An 18,303-nucleotide genomic window follows, 5' to 3' on the forward strand; every position below is an offset into this window, starting at 1 on the left:
CCCCACACAGCTTGGAGAATGCACATGGCAAGCTTTCAGGACCGCCTGACCGCAATGCGCCGGGACTTTCACCGGCATCCGGAGCTTGGCTTTCAGGAGGACCGCACCAAGGCGAAGGTGGCGGAGCAATTGCGCAGCTTCGGCCTGGAGGTGCATGAAGGCGCGGGCGTCGTCGGCCTGCTGCGCGCCGGCGCCGGCAACCGTGCCATCGGGCTGCGCGCCGATATGGATGCGCTGCCGATCACCGAAACCTCTGCCCATGACTATGTCTCGGAAACGCCGGGCAAGATGCATGCCTGCGGCCACGACGGCCATATGACGATGCTTCTGGGGGCCGCCGAACGGCTGGCGGCGGAGAAGGGATTTGACGGCACCGTCGTGTTCATCTTCCAGCCCAACGAGGAGCACGGACTGGGCGCGCAGGCGATGATAGCCGAGGGTGTGCTGGAGCAGTTCCCGATTGAAGAGGTTTATGCGATCCACAATCTGCCCGGCGCCCCGGTGGGGCAGGTCTCGACCCGTCCCGGCCAGATCTGCAACAGTGAAAGCCTGTTTGAAATCGCGATCAAGGGGCAGGGCGGCCATGCCTCGATGCCGCAAGCGGGGGTGGATGCCATCACCGTCGGCGCCGAGCTGGTGCTGGCGCTGCAGACCATCGTCGCGCGCAAGCTGGCACCGGGTGCCGGCGCGGTGGTGTCAGTGACTGAATTTCTGACTGACGGCCAGCGCAACGTGCTGCCGGGCCATGCGGTGCTCAAGGGCGACGTGCGCGCCCGGGTGCCCGAAGACCGAGAGGCGGTCGAGCGCTTCATGCGCCAGATCGCCGCCGGTGTCGCCGCAACCCACGGGGCGGAGGCCGAGGTGAGTTTCAACACCGAATTTGTCGAGACCATTAACGCGGAAGAACCGGCAGAAGCCGCCTGCCGCGCGGGCGAAGCCGCCGACTGCGAAGTGATCCGCAACCGCCCGCCGATGAGCTTCTCGGAGGACTTTGCCCACTTCGCTGCCGCAGTGCCGGGCTGCTTCCTGCTCCTGGGCAATGGCGAGGAAGGTCCGCACGGCCAGCCGCTGCATTCGGCGGATTATGACTTCAACGATGCTCTGCTGCCGATCGGCGCGGAGTACTGGGTGCAGCTGGTGCGTGACCGGCTGCCTGCTGACAGGGGCTGACCGCATTGGGCCAGTCTGTTGCCGCAGATGAAAATGACCTTGGGGCTGCTCAGAAGCGCCCCAATACTGCCAGCCGGTTCCGGAAAGCTTCCGATCCGGCGGCCATTGCCGCGATCATGAAAGGAAATAACCATGTCCACGGCTCCCGCTCGCGGTTTTCCGGAGACTGAATTCGCCGCCCGCACAGAAAAAGCCCAGGCGCTGATGGCAGCGCAGGGGCTGGACGGGCTCCTGCTGCTGACCGAACCGGAAGTGCGCTACTTCAGCGGCTTCCACACGCTGTTCTGGCAAAGCCCGACCCGGCCCTGGTTCCTGTTTGTGCCGCCCGCGGGCAAACCCATTGCCATCATTCCGGAGATCGGCGCCGACTTGATGCGCCGCACCTGGATCGAGGACATCCGCACCTGGAGCGCGCCTGCGCCGCAGGACGACGGCATCAGCCTGCTGACCGAGCTGCTGTCGCCCATTGCCGGACGCGGCGGTTCTATCGGCCTGATGAAAGGGCACGAGACCTCGCTCAGAATGCCGCTCGGCGATTACGAACGCCTGATGGCGGGGTTGCCGGGGCTGAAGGTGGCCGATGCCACCCCGCTGGTGCGTGGCCTGCGGATGGTGAAATCCGCCGCCGAGATCGAAAAGCTGCGCCACATCTGCGGCATTGGCTCGCGTACCTTTGCGCAGGTGCCGCAGATTGCCCATGAGGGCCTGCCGTTTGAGGATTTGTTCCGCGCCTTCCGGCGCGAGGCGCTGGCGCAGGGGGCAGACGACGTGCCCTATCTGGTTGGCGGAGCAGATCAGGGCGGTTACAGCGACGTGATCTCGCCGCCGACCGGGCGGCCGCTGCAGGCGGGCGACATCGTGATGCTGGACACCGGATCGACCTGGGACGGCTATTTCTGTGATTTCGACCGCAACTTTGCCATTGGCCATGCTGATGATCTGTCGCGCCGCGCCTATGATGTTCTGTGGCGGGCGACTGAGGCCGGGATTGCCGCCGCGTGCTCCGGTGCCACCTGCCGCGAGCTGTTCCAGGCGATGCAGTCCGTGATCGCAGAGATGGACGATCAGGGCGGCGATGTGGGGCGGCTGGGCCACGGGCTGGGGATGCAGCTGACCGAATGGCCCTCGCACGCGGCTTTTGACGGGACGGTGATCGGGGAAAACATGGTGCTGACGCTGGAACCCTCGCTGAGCTATGGCGAAGGCCGCATCATGGTGCATGAGGAGAATATCGTTGTGCGGGCCGATGGCGCGGAGCTGCTGACAGAGCGCGCCGCCCCGGAACTGCCGGTGATCTGAGGAAGATAAAGCCATGAAACTCTCTTATGACACGGACGAAGGGATCGGCACCCGCGCCACCCTGGGTGTGATCGTGCTGGAAACCGACGAAACGCTGGAGCCGGAGTTCTCCCGGATGATGGCGCAGCCGGGGGTCGCGCTCTATCACAGCCGCATCCCGATGGTGCCGGAGGTCCGTCCGGAGACCCTGGCGCAGATGCAGGCGGATTTGCCGGCATCGGCGCGGCTGTTTCCCTCTACGCCAAACTTTGACGTGATCGGTTACGGCTGCACCTCGGCCTCAACGGTGATCGGTTCCGCCAAGGTGGCCGAAGCCGTGCAGACCGTTCTGCCGGATGCCAAGGTGACTGACCCGCTGGCAGCGATCATTGCGGCGGGAAAGGCGCTGGGTGCTGGCAGGTTCGGGTTTGTCACCCCGTATCTGCCGGAAGTTTCCGCGCAGATGCGCGTCAAGCTGGAAGAGGCGGGATTTGAAATCGCTGGCTTCGGATCGTTTGAACAGATGGACGACCGCGTTGTGGCCCGGATCAGCGAGGCGGCAATTGCGGAAGCTGCAGCACAAGTCGCCGGACAAGGCGACTGCGACGCGATCGTGATTTCCTGCACCAACCTGCGATGCCTGCGGATCATTCCGGAGATCGAGGCGCGGACCGGCGTGCCGGTGATTTCGAGTAACCAGGCGCTGGGCTGGCATATGCTGCGGCTTGCAGGTGTTGAGGATCCTCTGCCGCAATTCGGCAAGATGTTCACCCGGGGATTGGCTGCCTGACAGGGGGAACCCTCCTGGGTTTACCGGCTGGTGCACCGCGGCAGGCTGTCCTGCCGCAGTGCGCAGTCTGCGCTTGTAATCCGCCTGCAGATCGCCGCAGATTGGCATCCGAAACCTGACCCGTGCCTTGAAAATGAGGACACCCGGATGCCCGCTGCCCGCCCCGACAACCGCCCCGCGACCCGCAACGTCCTGTTCATCATCATCGACCAGCTGCGCGCGGACTGTGTGTTCGGGGCATTGGCAGAGCATGTGAAGCTGCCGAATATCCGCAGCTTCATGCAGGAGGCGGTGTCGTTCAAACGGCATTTCTCGGTGACCAACCCCTGCGGGCCGTCGCGGGCGTCGATCCTGACCGGGCAGTACGCGATGAACCACCGCTCGGTCCGCAACGGCACGCCGCTGCGCCATGACACCCCGAACATCGCCACCGAAATGCGCAAGGCAGGCTATCTGCCGATGCTGTTCGGCTATACCGATACTTCACAGGATCCGCGCGCATATGATGCCAACGATCCGGCGCTCAGGACTTATGAATACCCGATGAACGGGTTCCATGAGATGACCGAGATGCGGCTGGAGATGTCCTATCCGTGGCAGTCGCATCTGATGAGCCAGGGCTATGAATTCGAAAACTACTGGGACGTCTACAAGCCGGTCTCGCCCGCTGGCGGCGCGCCTAGGCTGAACGATCCGGCGCTCTACGCGGCGGAGGACAGCGACACCGCGTTCCTGACCAACTCCTTCCTTGGAAAGATGGCCGCCTATCGCAAGGAAAGCTGGTTCGCGCATCTGACCTATATCCGGCCGCACCCGCCGCTGGTGGCGCCGGCGCCCTACAACAGCATGTGTGACCCAGCCAGCCTGCCCTTGCCGGAACGGCTGGCGACACCGGAGGAGGAATGCGCGCAGCACCCGTTCTTCGGCCCGCTGCTGCGGAAAAGCACCGCTGCCAGCTTCGTCGAAGGCTTCCCGGAACTGGAGCCGACGGATGAGAACATCCGCACCTTGCGGTCAGTTTACCTGGGCCTCGCGACCGAAGTGGATCACCATGTCGGGCGGGTGATCCGGTTCCTGAAGGACACGGGCCAATACGACAACACTATGGTGGTGATTACCGCTGACCATGGCGAGATGCTGGGTGACCGGCATTCCTGGGGCAAGATGACGGTCTATGATGCCGCCTACCACACGCCGCTGATCATCCGGATGCCGGGCAACGAGCGGAACGCAGGCGCCTGCCTGCCGCAGATCACCGAATCCATCGACGTGACGCCGACTATCCTCGAATGGGTGGGGCAGGAGGTGCCGAATTCCATGGACGGCAGGTCGCTGCTGCCGCTCTTGCGCGGAGAGGTGCCGAAGGACTGGCGGCAGTATTCCTTCTCTGAGCTGGATTTCTCGGACCCGCTGCAGCCGACGTTGTGGCAGCAGGAGCTTGGCACCACGGCCAGCGATTCTTGCCTTGGTATCCTGCGGGACGAGCGGTTCACGCTGGTCGAATTCGCTGCCGACCTGCCGCCGATGCTGTTTGACAGCCAGGGCCGCGGGGAACTGGAGAATGTGGCGGGCCAGCCCGAACATTCCGGCAACCTCAGCCGGCTGACCCGGCAAATGCTGCGGCACCGGATGCGGAATATGGACCATACGCTGTCGCTGACCGCCATCACCGGTGATGGCGCGCGCAGCATGCCCCGGTACCCGCAGTAAGACGCTTGGCCGGCTCCGCCGGAGCAAGGGTCGCTGATGATGGCAACACATCCGCTGCCTGTCAGGCTTGGATGTGCCGGCGGCGGGTGGCTGGAAACCTCCGTTATTGCAAATCATTCTCAATTTCATTGACAGTTGCGAATGATTTGCAATAACAGTGCATCAAAGACATCTTCAAAACGGAGAATCGGATGTTCCCGAACCTGCTCAAGACAGTGTCCGCCGCCGCCATCGCTGCCGTCACCGCCAGCGCCGCCATGGCTGAAGACAAGATGAAGGTTGTCACCACCTTCACCGTGCTGGCCGATATGGCTGCCAATGTGGCCGGGGATGCGGCTGAAGTGGTCTCGGTCACCAAACCGGGGGCGGAGATCCACGGCTATGAGCCGACCCCGCGCGATATCGTGCGGGCTTCTGACGCCGACCTGATCCTGTGGAACGGCATGAATCTGGAACTGTGGTTCGAGCAGTTCCTGTCAAACCTCGACGATGTGCCTTCCGTGACCCTGACCGACGGCATCGACCCGATCCCGATCGCGGCCGGCTCTTACGAGGGCAAGCCCAACCCGCACGCTTGGATGGGTCTGGATAACGCGCTGATCTATATTGACAATATCGTCGAGGCCTTTGCCGAGCACGACCCTGAAAACGCCGCGATCTACGTCAAGAACGCAGGCGAATACAAAGACAAGCTGCGCGCCACCATCGAGCCGCTGCGCCGTTCCATCGCGGAGATCCCCGAGGACAAGCGCTGGCTGGTGACCTGCGAGGGCGCCTTCAGCTACCTGGCCCGCGATTTCGGCATGAAGGAGCTGTACCTGTGGCCGATGAACGCCGACCAGGTCGGCACCCCGCAGCAGGTGCGCGGTGTGATCGACGGCGTGCGCGCCAATGACATCCCGGTGGTGTTCTGCGAAAGCACCGTCAACACCGCTCCGGCAGAGCAGGTGGCACGGGAAACCGGCGTTGCCTACGGCGGCGAGCTATATGTCGACTCCCTCAGCGAGGCCGATGGCCCGGTGCCGACATACCTGGACCTGCTCAAGGTCACCTCCCAGACCGTGGCCCGCGGCCTGACCGAAGTGACCAACTAAGAACGTCCTTTTTCATATCCAAGTGCCCCGCAGCGCAAGTTGCGGGGCGTTTCATTTCACAAAACACAATTTCTGTGTGTAACTCTGCGGGAAAGCCCAATGCTTGATGCCAGCGAGACCCACATCATGAACACCAGCGCCGCACCAGCGGACGGCGGGATTGCCGCACAGAATGTCACCGTCACCTACCGCAACGGCCATACCGCGCTGTGGAATGCCAGCTTCGGCATTCCCCGCGGCACCGTCACCGCGCTGGTCGGGGTGAACGGCGCGGGCAAGTCGACCCTTTTTAAGGCGATCATGGGCTTTGTCCCGGCCGCGCAGGGCGAAATCCGCATCCTCGGCATGACCGTCAAGGAGGCGCTGCGCAAGAACCTGGTTGCCTATGTGCCGCAGTCGGAGGAAGTCGATTGGGCCTTCCCGGTGCTGGTCGAGGACGTTGTGATGATGGGCCGCTACGGCCACATGGGCTTTCTGCGCCGCCCCAAGGCGGCCGATCACGAGGCCGTCGATCAGGCACTGCGCCGGGTTAACATGCAGGACTTCCGCCACCGCCAGATCGGCGAACTGTCCGGCGGCCAGCGCAAGCGGGTGTTCCTGGCCCGCGCCCTGGCGCAGGACGGGCAGGTGATCCTGCTGGATGAGCCCTTCACCGGTGTCGATGTGAAAACCGAGGAGCAGATCATCGCCCTCCTGCGCGAATTGCGCGAGGAGAGCCGGGTGATGCTGGTCTCCACCCACAACCTCGGCAGCGTGCCGGAATTCTGCGACCGCACGGTCTTGGTCAAGGGCACAGTGCTGGGCTACGGGCCGACCGAAACCACCTTTACCCGCGAAAACCTGGAACACGCCTTTGGCGGCGTTCTGCGCCACTTTACCCTGGGCGGCGACGCGCTGCATGATGATGGCGACACCCGCGAGGTTACCATCCTGACCGACGACGAGCGCCCCTTTGTCCAGTACGGCGAAAAAACCCAGACCAGCGAAGGCCGTGGCGAGGGCGGGGACAAGCCGTGATGGAATACCTGCTGGAGCCGTTCACCTACGGCTATATGACCAATGCAATGTGGGTTTCGGCGCTGGTGGGCGGTGTCTGCGCCTTCCTGTCCGCCTATCTGATGCTCAAGGGCTGGTCGCTGATCGGCGACGCGCTCTCGCACTCGGTGGTGCCGGGGGTGGCGGGCGCCTACATCCTGGGCCTGCCCTTTGCGCTGGGCGCCTTCATCGCCGGCGGGCTGGCGGCGGCGGCGATGCTGTTCCTGTCAGAGCGTTCGGGGTTGAAAGTCGATGTGATCATTGGCCTGATCTTCACCTCCTTCTTCGGTCTTGGCCTGTTCATCGTCTCGATCAGCCCGATGTCGGTCTCGGTGCAGACCATCACCATGGGCAATATCCTGGCCATTACACCGGAGGATACACTGCAGCTGGCGATCATCGGCTTTGTCTCGCTGGCGGTGCTGCTGGCCAAGTGGAAGGACCTGATGGTCACCTTCTTCGACGAAAATCACGCCCGCACCATCGGGCTCAGGCCCGGGCTGCTGAAGGCCGTGTTCTTTGTGCTGCTATCAGCCTCCGTCGTGGCGGCGATGCAGACCGTGGGCGCCTTCCTGGTGATCGCCATGGTGGTGACACCCGGCGCCACCGCTTATCTGCTGTGCGACCGCTTCCCGCGGCTGATCATGGTGTCGGTGCTGATCGGTGCCCTCACCAGTTTCTTCGGCGCCTATGCCAGCTACTTCCTGGACGGCGCCACCGGCGGCATCATCGTGACGCTGCAAACGCTGATCTTCCTGGCGGTCTTTGTGTTCGCCCCGAAACACGGGCTGCTGGCGGCCAAGCGCAAGGCGCGCGAAGCGCTGAAGCGCGGCCCCGCCGCACAACAGGAGGCAGCGTGATGGATCTCGATACGCTGCTGATGCCGTTCCAGTTCGCGTTCATGCAGAACGCCTTTTGGATCTCCATGATCGTCTCGGTGCCCACGGCCCTGCTGTCCTGCTTCCTGGTGATGAAGGGCTGGGCGCTGATGGGCGACGCGGTCAGCCACGCGGTGCTGCCGGGAATCGTGCTGGCCTATGTTCTGGGCTTCCCGCTGATCATCGGCGCCTTTGCGGCCGGCATGCTGTGCGCGGTGGCAACCGGCTTCCTGGCGGGCAACAGCCGGGTCAAGCAGGATACGGTGATGGGAGTGGTGTTCTCAGGCATGTTCGGGCTCGGCATCGTGATGTATGTGGGTCTGGAGACCAACGCGCATCTGGACCACATCCTGTTCGGCAACATGCTGGGGGTGGAACCGGATGAGCTGTGGACGGCAGGCATCATCTCGCTGGTGGTCGGCGCGGCGCTGGTCTTGAAGTGGAAGGACTTGCTGCTGCACAGCTTCGACCCGGCGCAGGCGCAGGCGTCGGGCCTGCCGGTCACGGTGCTGCATTACGGGCTGCTGGCGGCGCTGTCGCTGACCATCGTGGCAACGCTCAAGGCGGCCGGGCTGATCCTGGCGATCGGACTGCTGATCGCCCCCGGTGCCATCGCGTTCCTGGTGGTGCGCAAGTTCAGCACCATGCTGTGGGTTGCTGTGCTGGTCTGCATGTTCTCGATGCTGGCGGGCACCTATGCCAGCTTCTTCCTCGACAGCGCACCGGCGCCGACCATCGTGCTGATCCTGACCGCGCTGTTCATCCTCGCCTTTGTGCGGCGGCTGTATCTGACGCATCGCAGGTCGATGCAGCGCGCCATGGACTCCTCCGGCGCCGCGTGAGTCACGCGGTTCCGGGCCTGGCCATCTCCAGCAGCCACTGCCGCACCAGTTCTGCATTGGGCACCAGGTCCTGGGTCTTGGACCACACCAGGTAGAACCCTGCGCCGGTGGTCCAGGACCATTCCTTGCGGGCGGCCAGCAGCCCCTGCTTGATCAGCGGCTCGGTCACATGCTGCCAGCCGAATGCAAAACCCTCGCCCGCAATCGCCGCCTGCAGAACCAGCGCGTAGTCGTTGAGCCTGAGGCCCGCGGCCGGCGGGCGCCCGGTCACCCCGAAATGAGCAAACCACTGCTGCCACCTGGGGCGCTCCCGGATCGGTTCCTCCAGATGGATCAGCCGCTCGTGCAACAGATTCGGCACCGTCGCCAGATTGACCGCCGAGGCCATCACCCGCGGGCTGGCCACCGGAAAGATCACCTCCGGCGCGATCAGGGCCGAATGGCAGTCCGGCCAGTTGCCGTCGCCGCGCCGCACCGCCAATGAGATGCCTTCGGTGTTGATGTCCGGCTCCCGGTCGGAGCTTTGCAGCCGCAGGTCGATGTCGGGATGCGCCTCATGCAGCTGGGTCAGTCTTGGCATCACCCAGTAGTATGCAAAAGCCGAGGAGCAGTTGAGCGTCACATGGTCGTTACGCCCGAACTGCCGCACCGCCTTGGCGGAGGACAGGATGTCCTCAAGCGCCTTTGAAACATCCGTGTAAAGCCGCATGCCCGCCCCGGTCAACTCCACCTTTCGGTGTCCACGGCGGAATAAAATAACGCCCAAAGACGCTTCCAGCTGTTTGACCGCCGCACTGACAGCAGGCTGCTGCACGTTCAGTTCTTCCGACGCGCGGGTAAAGGAGCCGTGCCGGGCAGCGGCTTCAAACACGATCAGGTGGCGGGGGCTGGTAAGGAGTTTCCAGAGTTCTTGCATAACTGTGTGTTATCCAAATCATCAGAATTTTCAACCGTCACAACATCTGCGCCGGGTCTTATTGTTCCGCAACGCCTGAAGATGGAGAGCCCCATGGCCCGACGCGCCCGCGCATCCCGCGACAGAAACACTGCCCCCGCCGGGGCTCCGGCCTCGCCCTGGATCCAGCGGACGCTGCCGTTCTTTGACGTGCTGGACGAGGAAAAGCTGGTCCGGCTGGAAGCGCAGGTCGACTGGATTTTCGAGGAAGTCGGCATCGCTTTCCGCGACGACCCCGAAGCCTTGCGGATCTGGAAAGAGGCCGGCGCGAAGATTGACGGCGACACCGTGCGTGCCGATGCGCAGTGGATCCGTTCGCTGTGCGCCAAGGCGCCGCGCGAGTTCACCCAATTGGCCCGCAATCCGGCGCGGTCTGTCACCATCGGCGGCACCAATCAGGTCTTCGCCCCGATCTACGGCGCGCCGTTTGTACGCGACCTGGAGGGCGGGCGGCGCTATGGCGATATGGAGAGCTTCGAGAAGCTTGTGAAGCTGACCTACATGCATCCGAACCTGCACCACGGCGGGTTCGTGATTTGCGAGCCCTGCGACGTGCCCGTCAGCAAGCGCCATTTCGACATGCTGTTTGCCCATATGACGCTGAGCGACAAACCGCATCTGGGTGCCATCACCGAGATGTCCCGAGCGCAGGACAGCGTCGATATGGCCGAGATCGTCTTTGGCAAGGATGTCATGGACGAGAACTGCGTGATCATGGGCAACGTGAACACCAACTCGCCCTTGCTGGTGGACAAGGTTGTGACTGAGGCCATCCGCACCTATTCCGCCCGCGGGCAGGGAATTATCGTTGTGCCGTTCATCCTTACGGGTGCGATGGGGCCGGTTTCCACCGCGGCGTCGGTGGCGCAGGCGATGGCGGAGGCGATGATGGTCTGCGCCTTCACCCAGATCGTCCGTCCCGGTGCGCCGTTTGTGCTGGGCAACTTCCTGTCGTCCATGTCGCTGAAGTCCGGCGCGCCGACATTCGGGATGCCGGAGCCGGTGATTTCAAACTATGCGATCGGCCAGCTGGCCCGCCGGGCCGGGCTGCCTTTGCGCTGCGGCGGGTCGCTGACCGCGTCCAAGATCGAGGATGCGCAGGCAGCTTATGAGAGTGCGGATTCGATGCATTCCACCATGCTGGCGGGCGCCAACTATGTGCTGCATTCGGCGGGCTGGCTGGAAGGCGGGCTGTGCACCGGGTTCGAGAAGCTGATCATGGATGCGGACAGGTTGGGATCCTACCAGAAGGTGCTGAGCCAAGGGCTGGATACCAGCGACGAGGCCTTTGCCCGCGATGCCTATGGCGAGGTGGAGCCGGGCGGGCATTTCCTGGGTTCCGGCCACACCATGCGCAACTACCAGACCGCGTTTTATGAGCCGAAGCTGAGCGACAGTGAGAATGTCGAGAGCTGGGAGGAAGGCGGTTCCAAGGACATGCGCCAGCGCGCCTATGAACGCTGGAACCAGATGCTGAACGAGTATCAGGCGCCGCCGATGGATGAGGCGGTGAAAGAGGAACTGGCTGCCTATGTTGCCCGCCGCAAGGAGGAGATCCCGGATGCGTGGTACTGAGTTAACCCTTTCTTCACGCATAAGTTCAGCTGATGCAGGATGTGCCGGAATGCCCCGGCACCCCCTGTGCACCCCCCGTACACCCCCTGTGCACCCCTTTGGTGCCATTTACCGCAATTCCTGCGCTTTGCCCCGGACCTGAGGACAAACCCATGTCAGACAATTTTGCCCAATCGACGCTCAACATCCACAAAGAGGAGAGCACCGGCGACAAGAAGCTGCCGAGCCACGCCAAGGCGGTGATCATCGGCGGCGGTGTGGTTGGCTGCTCGATCCTGTTCCACCTGGCCAAGTTCGGCTGGAAGGACGTGGTGCTGCTGGAACGTGACGAGCTGACCTCCGGCTCCTCCTGGCACGCGGCGGGGCAAATCCACACGATTTCGTCGGACCCGAACATCTCGCGTCTGCAGTCCTATACCATCGACCTCTATAAGGAGATCGAGGAGGCTTCGGGGCACAGCGTCGGCCTGCACATCACCGGCGGCTTCTATCTGGCGTCGAACAAGACCTGGTACGACTATCTGAAGCGGGAACGATCCAAGGCGCGCTACATGGGGTTGAACCAGGAATTCATCAGCCCAAAGGAAGTGGCCGAGCGCCATCCGCTGATTGACCCGAAACACTACCACGCGGCGCTGTGGGACGATCAGGACGGCGATCTGGACCCGTCGGGCGCGACCTATGCGTTCGCCAAGTCGGCCAAGATGCACGGTGCGCAGTATTTCACCCACACGCCGGTGACTGCGACCACCCAGCGCCCGGACGGCAGCTGGGACGTGGTGACCCCGCGCGGGGTGATCAACGCGGAGCATATCGTGAACTGCGGCGGTCTGTGGGCGCGTGAGGTCGGCCATATGCAGGGCATCAACCTGCCGGTGCAGCCAATGGAGCACCATTACCTGATCACCGACAAGATCGACGCGGTGGCCAACCACCCGACCCGCCTGCCGGCCGGTATCGACTATGAGGCCAACATCTACTTCCGGCAGGAGCGTCAGGGGATGCTGCTGGGCACCTATGAGCCCAAGGGCACACCGTGGAAGGTGGGCGGCACCCCGTGGGACTTCGGCCACGAGCTGCTGCAGCCGGATCTGGACCGGATTGCCGACCGTCTGGAAATGTCGTTTGAGCGCATCCCTGCCATCGGTGAGGCGGGCATCAAGGACATGATCAACGGGCCGTTCACCTTCGGTCCCGACGGCAACCCGATGATCGGCCCGGTTCCGGGCATGAAGAACTACTGGTGCGCGGTGGGCGTCATGGCGGGCTTCTGCCAGGGCGGCGGCGTCGGCCTGACCATGGCCGAGTGGATGATCGACGGCGAGCCGTCCATCGACGTCTGGGCGATGGATGTGGCGCGCTTTGGCGACTTCGCGACCCCCGACTGGGGCACCGTGAAATCGACTGAGAACTACGAGCGCCGCTTCGTGATGACCTTCCCGAACGAGACGCTGCCGAAGGGCCGGATGCAGAAGACCACCGCACTGTATGACCGGCTGGTCGCCAAGGGCGCGCGGATGGGCCAGGGCTTTGGCCTGGAGAATGCGCTGTGGTTTGCCGACGGGCCGGAGGACGCGCATGAGGAGCCGACCTTTGAGCGCAACCGCTCGCATGATTACGTGGCGCGCGAGGTCAAGGCGGTGCGCGAAGCCGTGGGCGGCATCGAGGTTGCCAACTTTGCCAAGCATGAGTTCAAGGGTGCGGGCGCGCGCGCCTATCTGGACCGGGTGCTGGCCGGTTATGTGCCGAAGCCGGGCCGCCTGACGCTGACGCCGATGCTGACCCCCAAGGGCAAGCTCTATGGCGATCTGACCGTGGCCTGCCTGGGCGAGGAGCATTTCATGCTGTTCGGCTCCGGCGCCATGCAGGAGGCGCACCGCCGCTGGTTCGAGAAGGATCTGCCGGAGGATGTGACATATCAGAACGTCTCGGACGACTGGCACGGCATTGCGCTGTCCGGGCCGAAATCGCGGCAGCTGCTGCAGCGGATCACCCGTGAGGATGTCTCGGGCGAGGCCATGAAGTTCCGCGATCTGCGCCAGACCTTCGTGGGCGGCGTGCCGGTGATCCTGAACCGGATCAGCTTCTCGGGCGAGCTCGGCTATGAGATCTACTGCAAACCGCAGTACCTGCTGCGTCTGGCGGAAGCGATCGAGGAGGCGGGCGCGGATCTGGGCTACCGCTGGTACGGCGCGCGGGCGCTGATGTCGATGCGGCTGGAAAAGGGCTGGGGTGTGTGGACGCTGGACTTCCGCCCGGATTTCGACGCGGCGGAAAGCGGCATGGATGTCTTCATCAACTGGAAGAAGGACTTTGTTGGCAAGGAGGCCGCGCTGGCAGCCAAGGAAGCAGGCCCAAGTCGCAAGCTGGTCACCATGACCATCGACGTGGACGGCATAGATGTGTCGAACGACGAAGCGATCCTGAAGGATGGCGCGGCGGTGGGCTATATCTCCTCCGGCGGTTATGCGCATCACGCGAAGACCTCGATGGCGATGGGCTATGTCGTGGCAGAACACGCGGTGGCGGGCACCCGGCTGCAGGTCGAGATTCTGGGCGAGATGTATGACGCCGAGGTGCTGGGCGCGCCCATCTACGACGCCAACGGCGCCAACATGCGCGCCTGATCCACGCAAGGGGAGCAGAAACCATGACCAGACCCATGCGGACGCTCCCCGACGCGGTGCAGGCCGTGCCGACCTGCCGCTGCATCTTCCTGCTGCTGCCCACCTTCTCGCCGCTGGACCTGTCCAGTGCGGTGGCGGCGCTGGAGGCGGCGAACAAACACGACGGGACCGCGCGCTATGACTGGCGCGTGGTCAGCGAAGACGGGCTGCCGGCGACGGCTCCCAACGGTTTGAGGGTCGCGGTTGACGGCGGCCTGCCGGAGCTGGCGCGCGGCAGCATGGTCTTTGTCTGCGGCGGCCAGGGGGTGGAGCCGGGGATATCGCTGAAGGTGCTTGGCTGGCTTAGGAAGGCGCAGCGGATGGGATTGCCGATGGCAGCGCTTGGCGGCGGCATCATGGCGCTGGCACGGGCGGGGCTTTTGTCCGGGCGCCGGGCGTCTGCCCATTGGGCGCAGCGGGCCACGCTGGCGGAGATGCATCCGGATGTGGAGGTGAAAAGCTCGCTGTTCACCATCGACGGGAGCCTGATCACCTGCGCCGGCGGCACCGCCACGGTCGACATGATGCTGAACCTGATCTCGGATCATCATGGGAGTGACGTGGCGACGGCGGCGGCGGATCTGATGGTCTGCTCTGCCGCGCGCAAGGGCAGCCAGGACCAGACGGTGTCCGAGTTCGGGCGCGCCGGTGTGCGGCATGAGAAGCTGGCTGCAGCGCTCAGCCTGATGCGCAGCAACTTGGAGGAGCCGCTGACCCCCGGCGGCATTGCCTGTCTGGTCGGCCTGTCGGTGCGCCAGCTGGAGCGGTTGTTTTCCAAGTACCTGCAGACAACGCCCAAGGTCTATTACACAAGGCTGCGGCTGGATTATGCGCGCAGCCTGCTGCTGCAGACCAACATGCGGATCATCGACGTGGCGCTGGCCTCGGGCTTCAACAGCCAGACCCATTTCGCCAAGGTCTACCGCCGGTATTTCGGCAAGTCGCCGCATCAGGAACGGCCGTTCTGACGGCCGTTCACCGGGCGTTTCAGCCGCGCGGGAAGCGCAGCTTCTCAACTTCATGCAAAATGATGGAGCGGATGGCGAAACGCGCCCGCATCAGCGCAATCTGTGCTGCCGTGCGTTCTGTCATTTCGGGAAGGGTGGTAGCGGAGGAGGGACTTGAACCCCCGACACGCGGATTATGATTCCGCTGCTCTAACCAACTGAGCTACTCCGCCGCTCTGTGTGGAGGCGATTTACGGAATGCCGCCAGCCGGGTCAAGCAGAAAAGCGGAAGAATCGCGGATTCTTCGGACATTTTTCGAACCTGCTGGAAAAGCATTGAAATTACGGACGGTTGCGCGTTCTTTAGCCCAGGCGGAGCCCGGCGCGGCTGCTGTTGCAGCAGCGGGAGGCTGATGGTGGCGCCGGTTATTCCGACAGGCCGTCCAGGGCAGCGAGATCCGGGCGCGGCAGCTTGTCCAGCAGGGCGAACACCAGGGCGCGGCAGGACTCGCCGGTCCAGCCGGCGGGGTGAAAACCGGACGGCAGGTCCGGGTGGCGCAAGACCACGCGGCGCCAGCGGTGCACAATCAGGGTCCGCAGCGTGCCGGTCTGCGCAGGGGTCAGGCCCGCAGGCGGCGCGGAGATTTGCTGCAAGTCCCGCTGCAGGGCGGCGCAGGCGTCGCACAGGTGATCCGGGAACAGGCGTGTCTTGAGCCAGTCCGGCACCGCGATGGAGCTGACGCCGGCCGCCAGCAGATCATCCAGGCTTTGCGGCATCGGGCCGCGGCCCAGGGCGGTGGTGCGGTTCACCGCCACATAGCTGGGCAGCAGCAGCACCTCGTCCAGGGTGGCCTGGCCGGCGCCGTCCTCGGCGATCAGAAGATGCCATTCACCCGGTGCAGCAGCGTTGCGTTCATAGATCCGCGGGGTCACAGCGGCGGATTGATTGCGGCCGTATTCTGTCAGGTAATGCACCGAGGCGCGGCCCGCGCGCTCGCTTTCGATCCAGCCGTCCTTGCGCAGCCGGTGCAGCGCCACCCGGATTGCCTCTGGCTTGATTCCCATCGGGGTGATGATGCGGGTGAGCGCCCCGCCGCTGATCTGGGCGCCCTTGTCCTGCGCCAGATCGCCGAACAGCGAAACGATCACCGACCAGACCCGCTGGTTCTGCGGGTCGTTCAGCTGCTGGACGGTGGTGTCAAACCAGGGGTTTTGCTGTTCGTTCATGGGGATAAACATAGTTCGCCCGGACCGGTTCGACCAGTCCGGGCGCGGTGCAGCGTTACCGCTGCCTACCACTTTTGCGCAAGTTCAGAAGGCGTTCATGGTCAGCAGCTCGTACTCCGCTGCAATCTCGCCGTCCTGATTGGTCAGGGTGACGTGCCAGCGGACCTCGCCGTATTCCTCGTTGCGCGGGGTCTTCTTCTTGACCGTGAGGCGCACCTTGATGCTTTCGCCCGCCGAAATCGGCTTCATGAAGCGCAGATTGTCGAGGCCGGTGTTGGCCAGAACCGGGCCTTCGTCGGGCTGCACGAACATGCCCGCGGCGAATGACAGGAGCAGGTAGCCATGCGCGACGCGGCCCGGGAAGAACGGGTTCCGTTTGGCGGCGTCGTCGTCCATGTGGGCATAGAAGGTGTCGCCGGTGAAATGGGCAAAGGTCTCGATATCCTCCAGCGTCACGGTGCGCGGGGCGGTGTGCAGGGTCTCGCCGATGGACAGCTCGCCGAACTTGCGGGTGAAGGGGTGCGCCGGGCCTTTGATCTCGGTGCCGCCGGGGACCCATTTCTCGCCAATCGCCGACAGGATGTCGGGCGAGCCCTGGATAGCAGTGCGCTGCATGTAGTGCTTCACGCCGCGCACGCCGCCCATTTCCTCGCCGCCGCCTGCACGGCCTGGACCGCCATGCACCATGTGGGGCAGGGGGGAGCCGTGGCCGGTCGATTCCTTCATCGAATCGCGGTTGTTGAAGTAGAGGCGGCCGTGGTAGGCGCCGGCGCCGATGGCGACCTCGCGGGCAGTGGCGGGGTCATGGGTGATGACAGACGCCACCAGCGAGCCCTGGCCGCGGTTGGCCAGATCAATGGCGTGGTCCAGATCACGGTAGCCCATGATGGTGGAGACGGGGCCGAAGGCCTCGGTGTCGTGCACGCGGATTGCCTTGTCCGGGTCGGCGCAGTGGAACAGCATCGGCGGCACAAAGGCGCCTTTTTCGGCGTCGGCGCCATCGACGGAGAAGCTGTCCAGGTCGCCAAAGACGCGTTCTGCTTCCTGGCCGATGATTGCGGCCTTCTCCAGCACGTCGCGTTTCTGGCTGCCCGAGACCAGCGCGCCCATGCGGGTGGTTTCCAGGCGCGGGTCGCCGATCTGGGTTTTCGCCAGGCGGGCAGAGAGTGCCTCGATCACCGCGTCCACCTGCGATTGCGGTGCGATGATGCGGCGGATGGCGGTGCATTTCTGGCCCGCCTTGGTGGTCATCTCGCGGCTGACTTCCTTGATGAAGAGGTCAAACTCCGGCGTGCCGGGCTGCGCGTCGGGGCCAAGGATGGAGGCATTGAGGCTGTCCTGTTCGGCGACAAAACGGACCGAGTTTTCCAGGATCACCGGGTTCGCACGCAGTTTCAGCGCGGTATTGGCGGAGCCGGTGAAGCTGACCACGTCCTGCATGGTCAGGTGGTCCAGCATGTCGCCGAGGCCGCCGGAGACCAGTTGCAGCGCGCCGTCGGGCAGGATGCCCGAGTCCAGCATCAGTTTCACCGCCAGTTCGGTCACATAGCAGCTGTTGGTGGCCGGTTTCACGATGGCCGGGACGCCTGCCAGCAGGGTGGGGGCCAGTTTCTCCAGCATGCCCCAGACCGGGAAGTTGAAGGCGTTGATATGCACCGCAACGCCGCGCAGCGGGGTGCAGATGTGCTGGCCCAGGAAAGTGCCGTTGCGGCTGAGCTGCTCCACATCGCCGTCGAGGTAGACGTGGCCGTCCGGCATTTCGCGGCGGCCCTTGGAGGCAAAGACGAACATGGTGCCGATGCCGCCGTCGATGTCGATCATGTGGTCGGACTGGGTGGCGCCGGTGTTGAACGACAGATCATAGAGCGCCTGCTTGTGCTGGTTCAGGTGGCCTGCCAGCGCCTTCAGCATCCGGGCGCGGTCGTGGAAGGTCAGCTTGCGCAGGTTGGCGCCGCCCACGGTGCGGGCGTAGTCCAGCATCGCCTGCACGTCGAGCGCGTCGTTGCCGGCGCTAGCGATCACCTCGCCGGTGATGGCGCTGGCGATGTTGCGGGCGCCTGCGCCCGGTGCGACCCATTGACCCGCTGCAAAGCTGGAAATCTCTAGAAGGCTCATCCTGTCGTCCTTTTCATCAGG

At 64.1% G+C, this 18,303-nt stretch carries 14 protein-coding genes and 1 tRNA gene; 11 read left to right on the forward strand and 4 right to left on the reverse strand.

Annotated features, from left to right (window positions below; translation table 11 throughout):
* The first annotated feature begins 24 nt into the window (after window positions 1–24).
* The 8 genes from AC58NV_RS16240 to AC58NV_RS16275 all read left to right on the forward strand — a co-directional run bounded on the left by AC58NV_RS16240 (window position 25) and on the right by AC58NV_RS16275 (window position 8,797).
* Window positions 25–1,170, forward strand: a complete 1,146-nt coding sequence (locus AC58NV_RS16240) for an amidohydrolase (RefSeq protein ID WP_497228042.1) — start codon at window positions 25–27, stop codon at window positions 1,168–1,170.
* A gap of 132 nt (window positions 1,171–1,302) precedes the next feature.
* Entirely contained in the window at window positions 1,303–2,469 is a 1,167-nt protein-coding gene (locus tag AC58NV_RS16245) for a M24 family metallopeptidase (protein WP_497228043.1), read from the forward strand.
* Window positions 2,470–2,482: 13 nt separating this feature from the next.
* The gene (locus tag AC58NV_RS16250) at window positions 2,483–3,238 is read left to right on the forward strand and encodes a maleate cis-trans isomerase family protein (protein ID WP_497228044.1); all 756 of its coding nucleotides are present in this window, start codon (window positions 2,483–2,485) and stop codon (window positions 3,236–3,238) included.
* 147 nt (window positions 3,239–3,385) lie between these two features.
* Window positions 3,386–4,948, forward strand: a complete 1,563-nt coding sequence (locus tag AC58NV_RS16255; RefSeq protein ID WP_497228045.1) for an alkaline phosphatase family protein — start codon at window positions 3,386–3,388, stop codon at window positions 4,946–4,948.
* A gap of 191 nt (window positions 4,949–5,139) precedes the next feature.
* Complete coding sequence (locus AC58NV_RS16260) at window positions 5,140–6,042, forward strand: metal ABC transporter substrate-binding protein (protein WP_497228046.1); 903 nt, start codon at window positions 5,140–5,142, stop codon at window positions 6,040–6,042.
* A 99-nt stretch (window positions 6,043–6,141) separates the two neighbouring features.
* Window positions 6,142–7,059, forward strand: a complete 918-nt coding sequence (locus AC58NV_RS16265; protein ID WP_497228047.1) for a manganese/iron ABC transporter ATP-binding protein — start codon at window positions 6,142–6,144, stop codon at window positions 7,057–7,059.
* Window positions 7,059–7,937: a metal ABC transporter permease gene (locus AC58NV_RS16270; protein WP_366662740.1), complete on the forward strand. Its 879-nt coding sequence runs from the start codon at window positions 7,059–7,061 to the stop codon at window positions 7,935–7,937. Before AC58NV_RS16265 ends, AC58NV_RS16270 begins: the two co-directional genes overlap by 1 nt.
* Window positions 7,937–8,797, forward strand: coding sequence for a metal ABC transporter permease (locus AC58NV_RS16275; protein WP_497228048.1), 861 nt, complete (start codon window positions 7,937–7,939; stop codon window positions 8,795–8,797). Before AC58NV_RS16270 ends, AC58NV_RS16275 begins: the two co-directional genes overlap by 1 nt.
* A 1-nt stretch (window position 8,798) precedes the next feature.
* Here the strand turns inward: AC58NV_RS16275 and AC58NV_RS16280 are convergent, their stop codons facing one another.
* Complete coding sequence (locus AC58NV_RS16280) at window positions 8,799–9,713, reverse strand: LysR substrate-binding domain-containing protein (protein ID WP_497228049.1); 915 nt, start codon at window positions 9,711–9,713, stop codon at window positions 8,799–8,801.
* Between the two features lie 93 nt (window positions 9,714–9,806).
* On the opposite strand from AC58NV_RS16280, the gene AC58NV_RS16285 reads away from it, so the two are divergent.
* The 3 genes from AC58NV_RS16285 (at window position 9,807) to AC58NV_RS16295 (ending at window position 14,961) form a co-directional block, all read left to right on the forward strand.
* Complete coding sequence (locus tag AC58NV_RS16285; protein ID WP_497228050.1) at window positions 9,807–11,327, forward strand: trimethylamine methyltransferase family protein; 1,521 nt, start codon at window positions 9,807–9,809, stop codon at window positions 11,325–11,327.
* Between the two features lie 152 nt (window positions 11,328–11,479).
* On the forward strand, window positions 11,480–13,954 hold the full coding sequence (locus tag AC58NV_RS16290; protein ID WP_497228051.1) for a GcvT family protein: 2,475 nt from the start codon (window positions 11,480–11,482) through the stop codon (window positions 13,952–13,954).
* Window positions 13,955–13,977: 23 nt separating this feature from the next.
* On the forward strand, window positions 13,978–14,961 hold the full coding sequence (locus AC58NV_RS16295) for a GlxA family transcriptional regulator (RefSeq protein ID WP_497228052.1): 984 nt from the start codon (window positions 13,978–13,980) through the stop codon (window positions 14,959–14,961).
* A 135-nt stretch (window positions 14,962–15,096) separates the two neighbouring features.
* On the opposite strand, the gene AC58NV_RS16300 is transcribed toward AC58NV_RS16295, so the two are convergent.
* From AC58NV_RS16300 to paaZ, 3 genes are all read right to left on the reverse strand, one after another.
* A tRNA-Met gene (locus AC58NV_RS16300) sits at window positions 15,097–15,173 on the reverse strand.
* A 193-nt stretch (window positions 15,174–15,366) separates the two neighbouring features.
* A complete protein-coding gene (locus AC58NV_RS16305) occupies window positions 15,367–16,167 on the reverse strand; it encodes a PaaX family transcriptional regulator C-terminal domain-containing protein (RefSeq protein ID WP_497228053.1) in 801 nt (266 codons plus the stop codon).
* 84 nt (window positions 16,168–16,251) lie between these two features.
* Complete coding sequence (paaZ, locus tag AC58NV_RS16310; RefSeq protein ID WP_497228054.1) at window positions 16,252–18,282, reverse strand: phenylacetic acid degradation bifunctional protein PaaZ; 2,031 nt, start codon at window positions 18,280–18,282, stop codon at window positions 16,252–16,254.
* Between the last annotated feature and the right edge of the window lie 21 nt (window positions 18,283–18,303).

The sequence above is a fragment of the Leisingera sp. ANG49 genome (assembly GCF_059694505.1).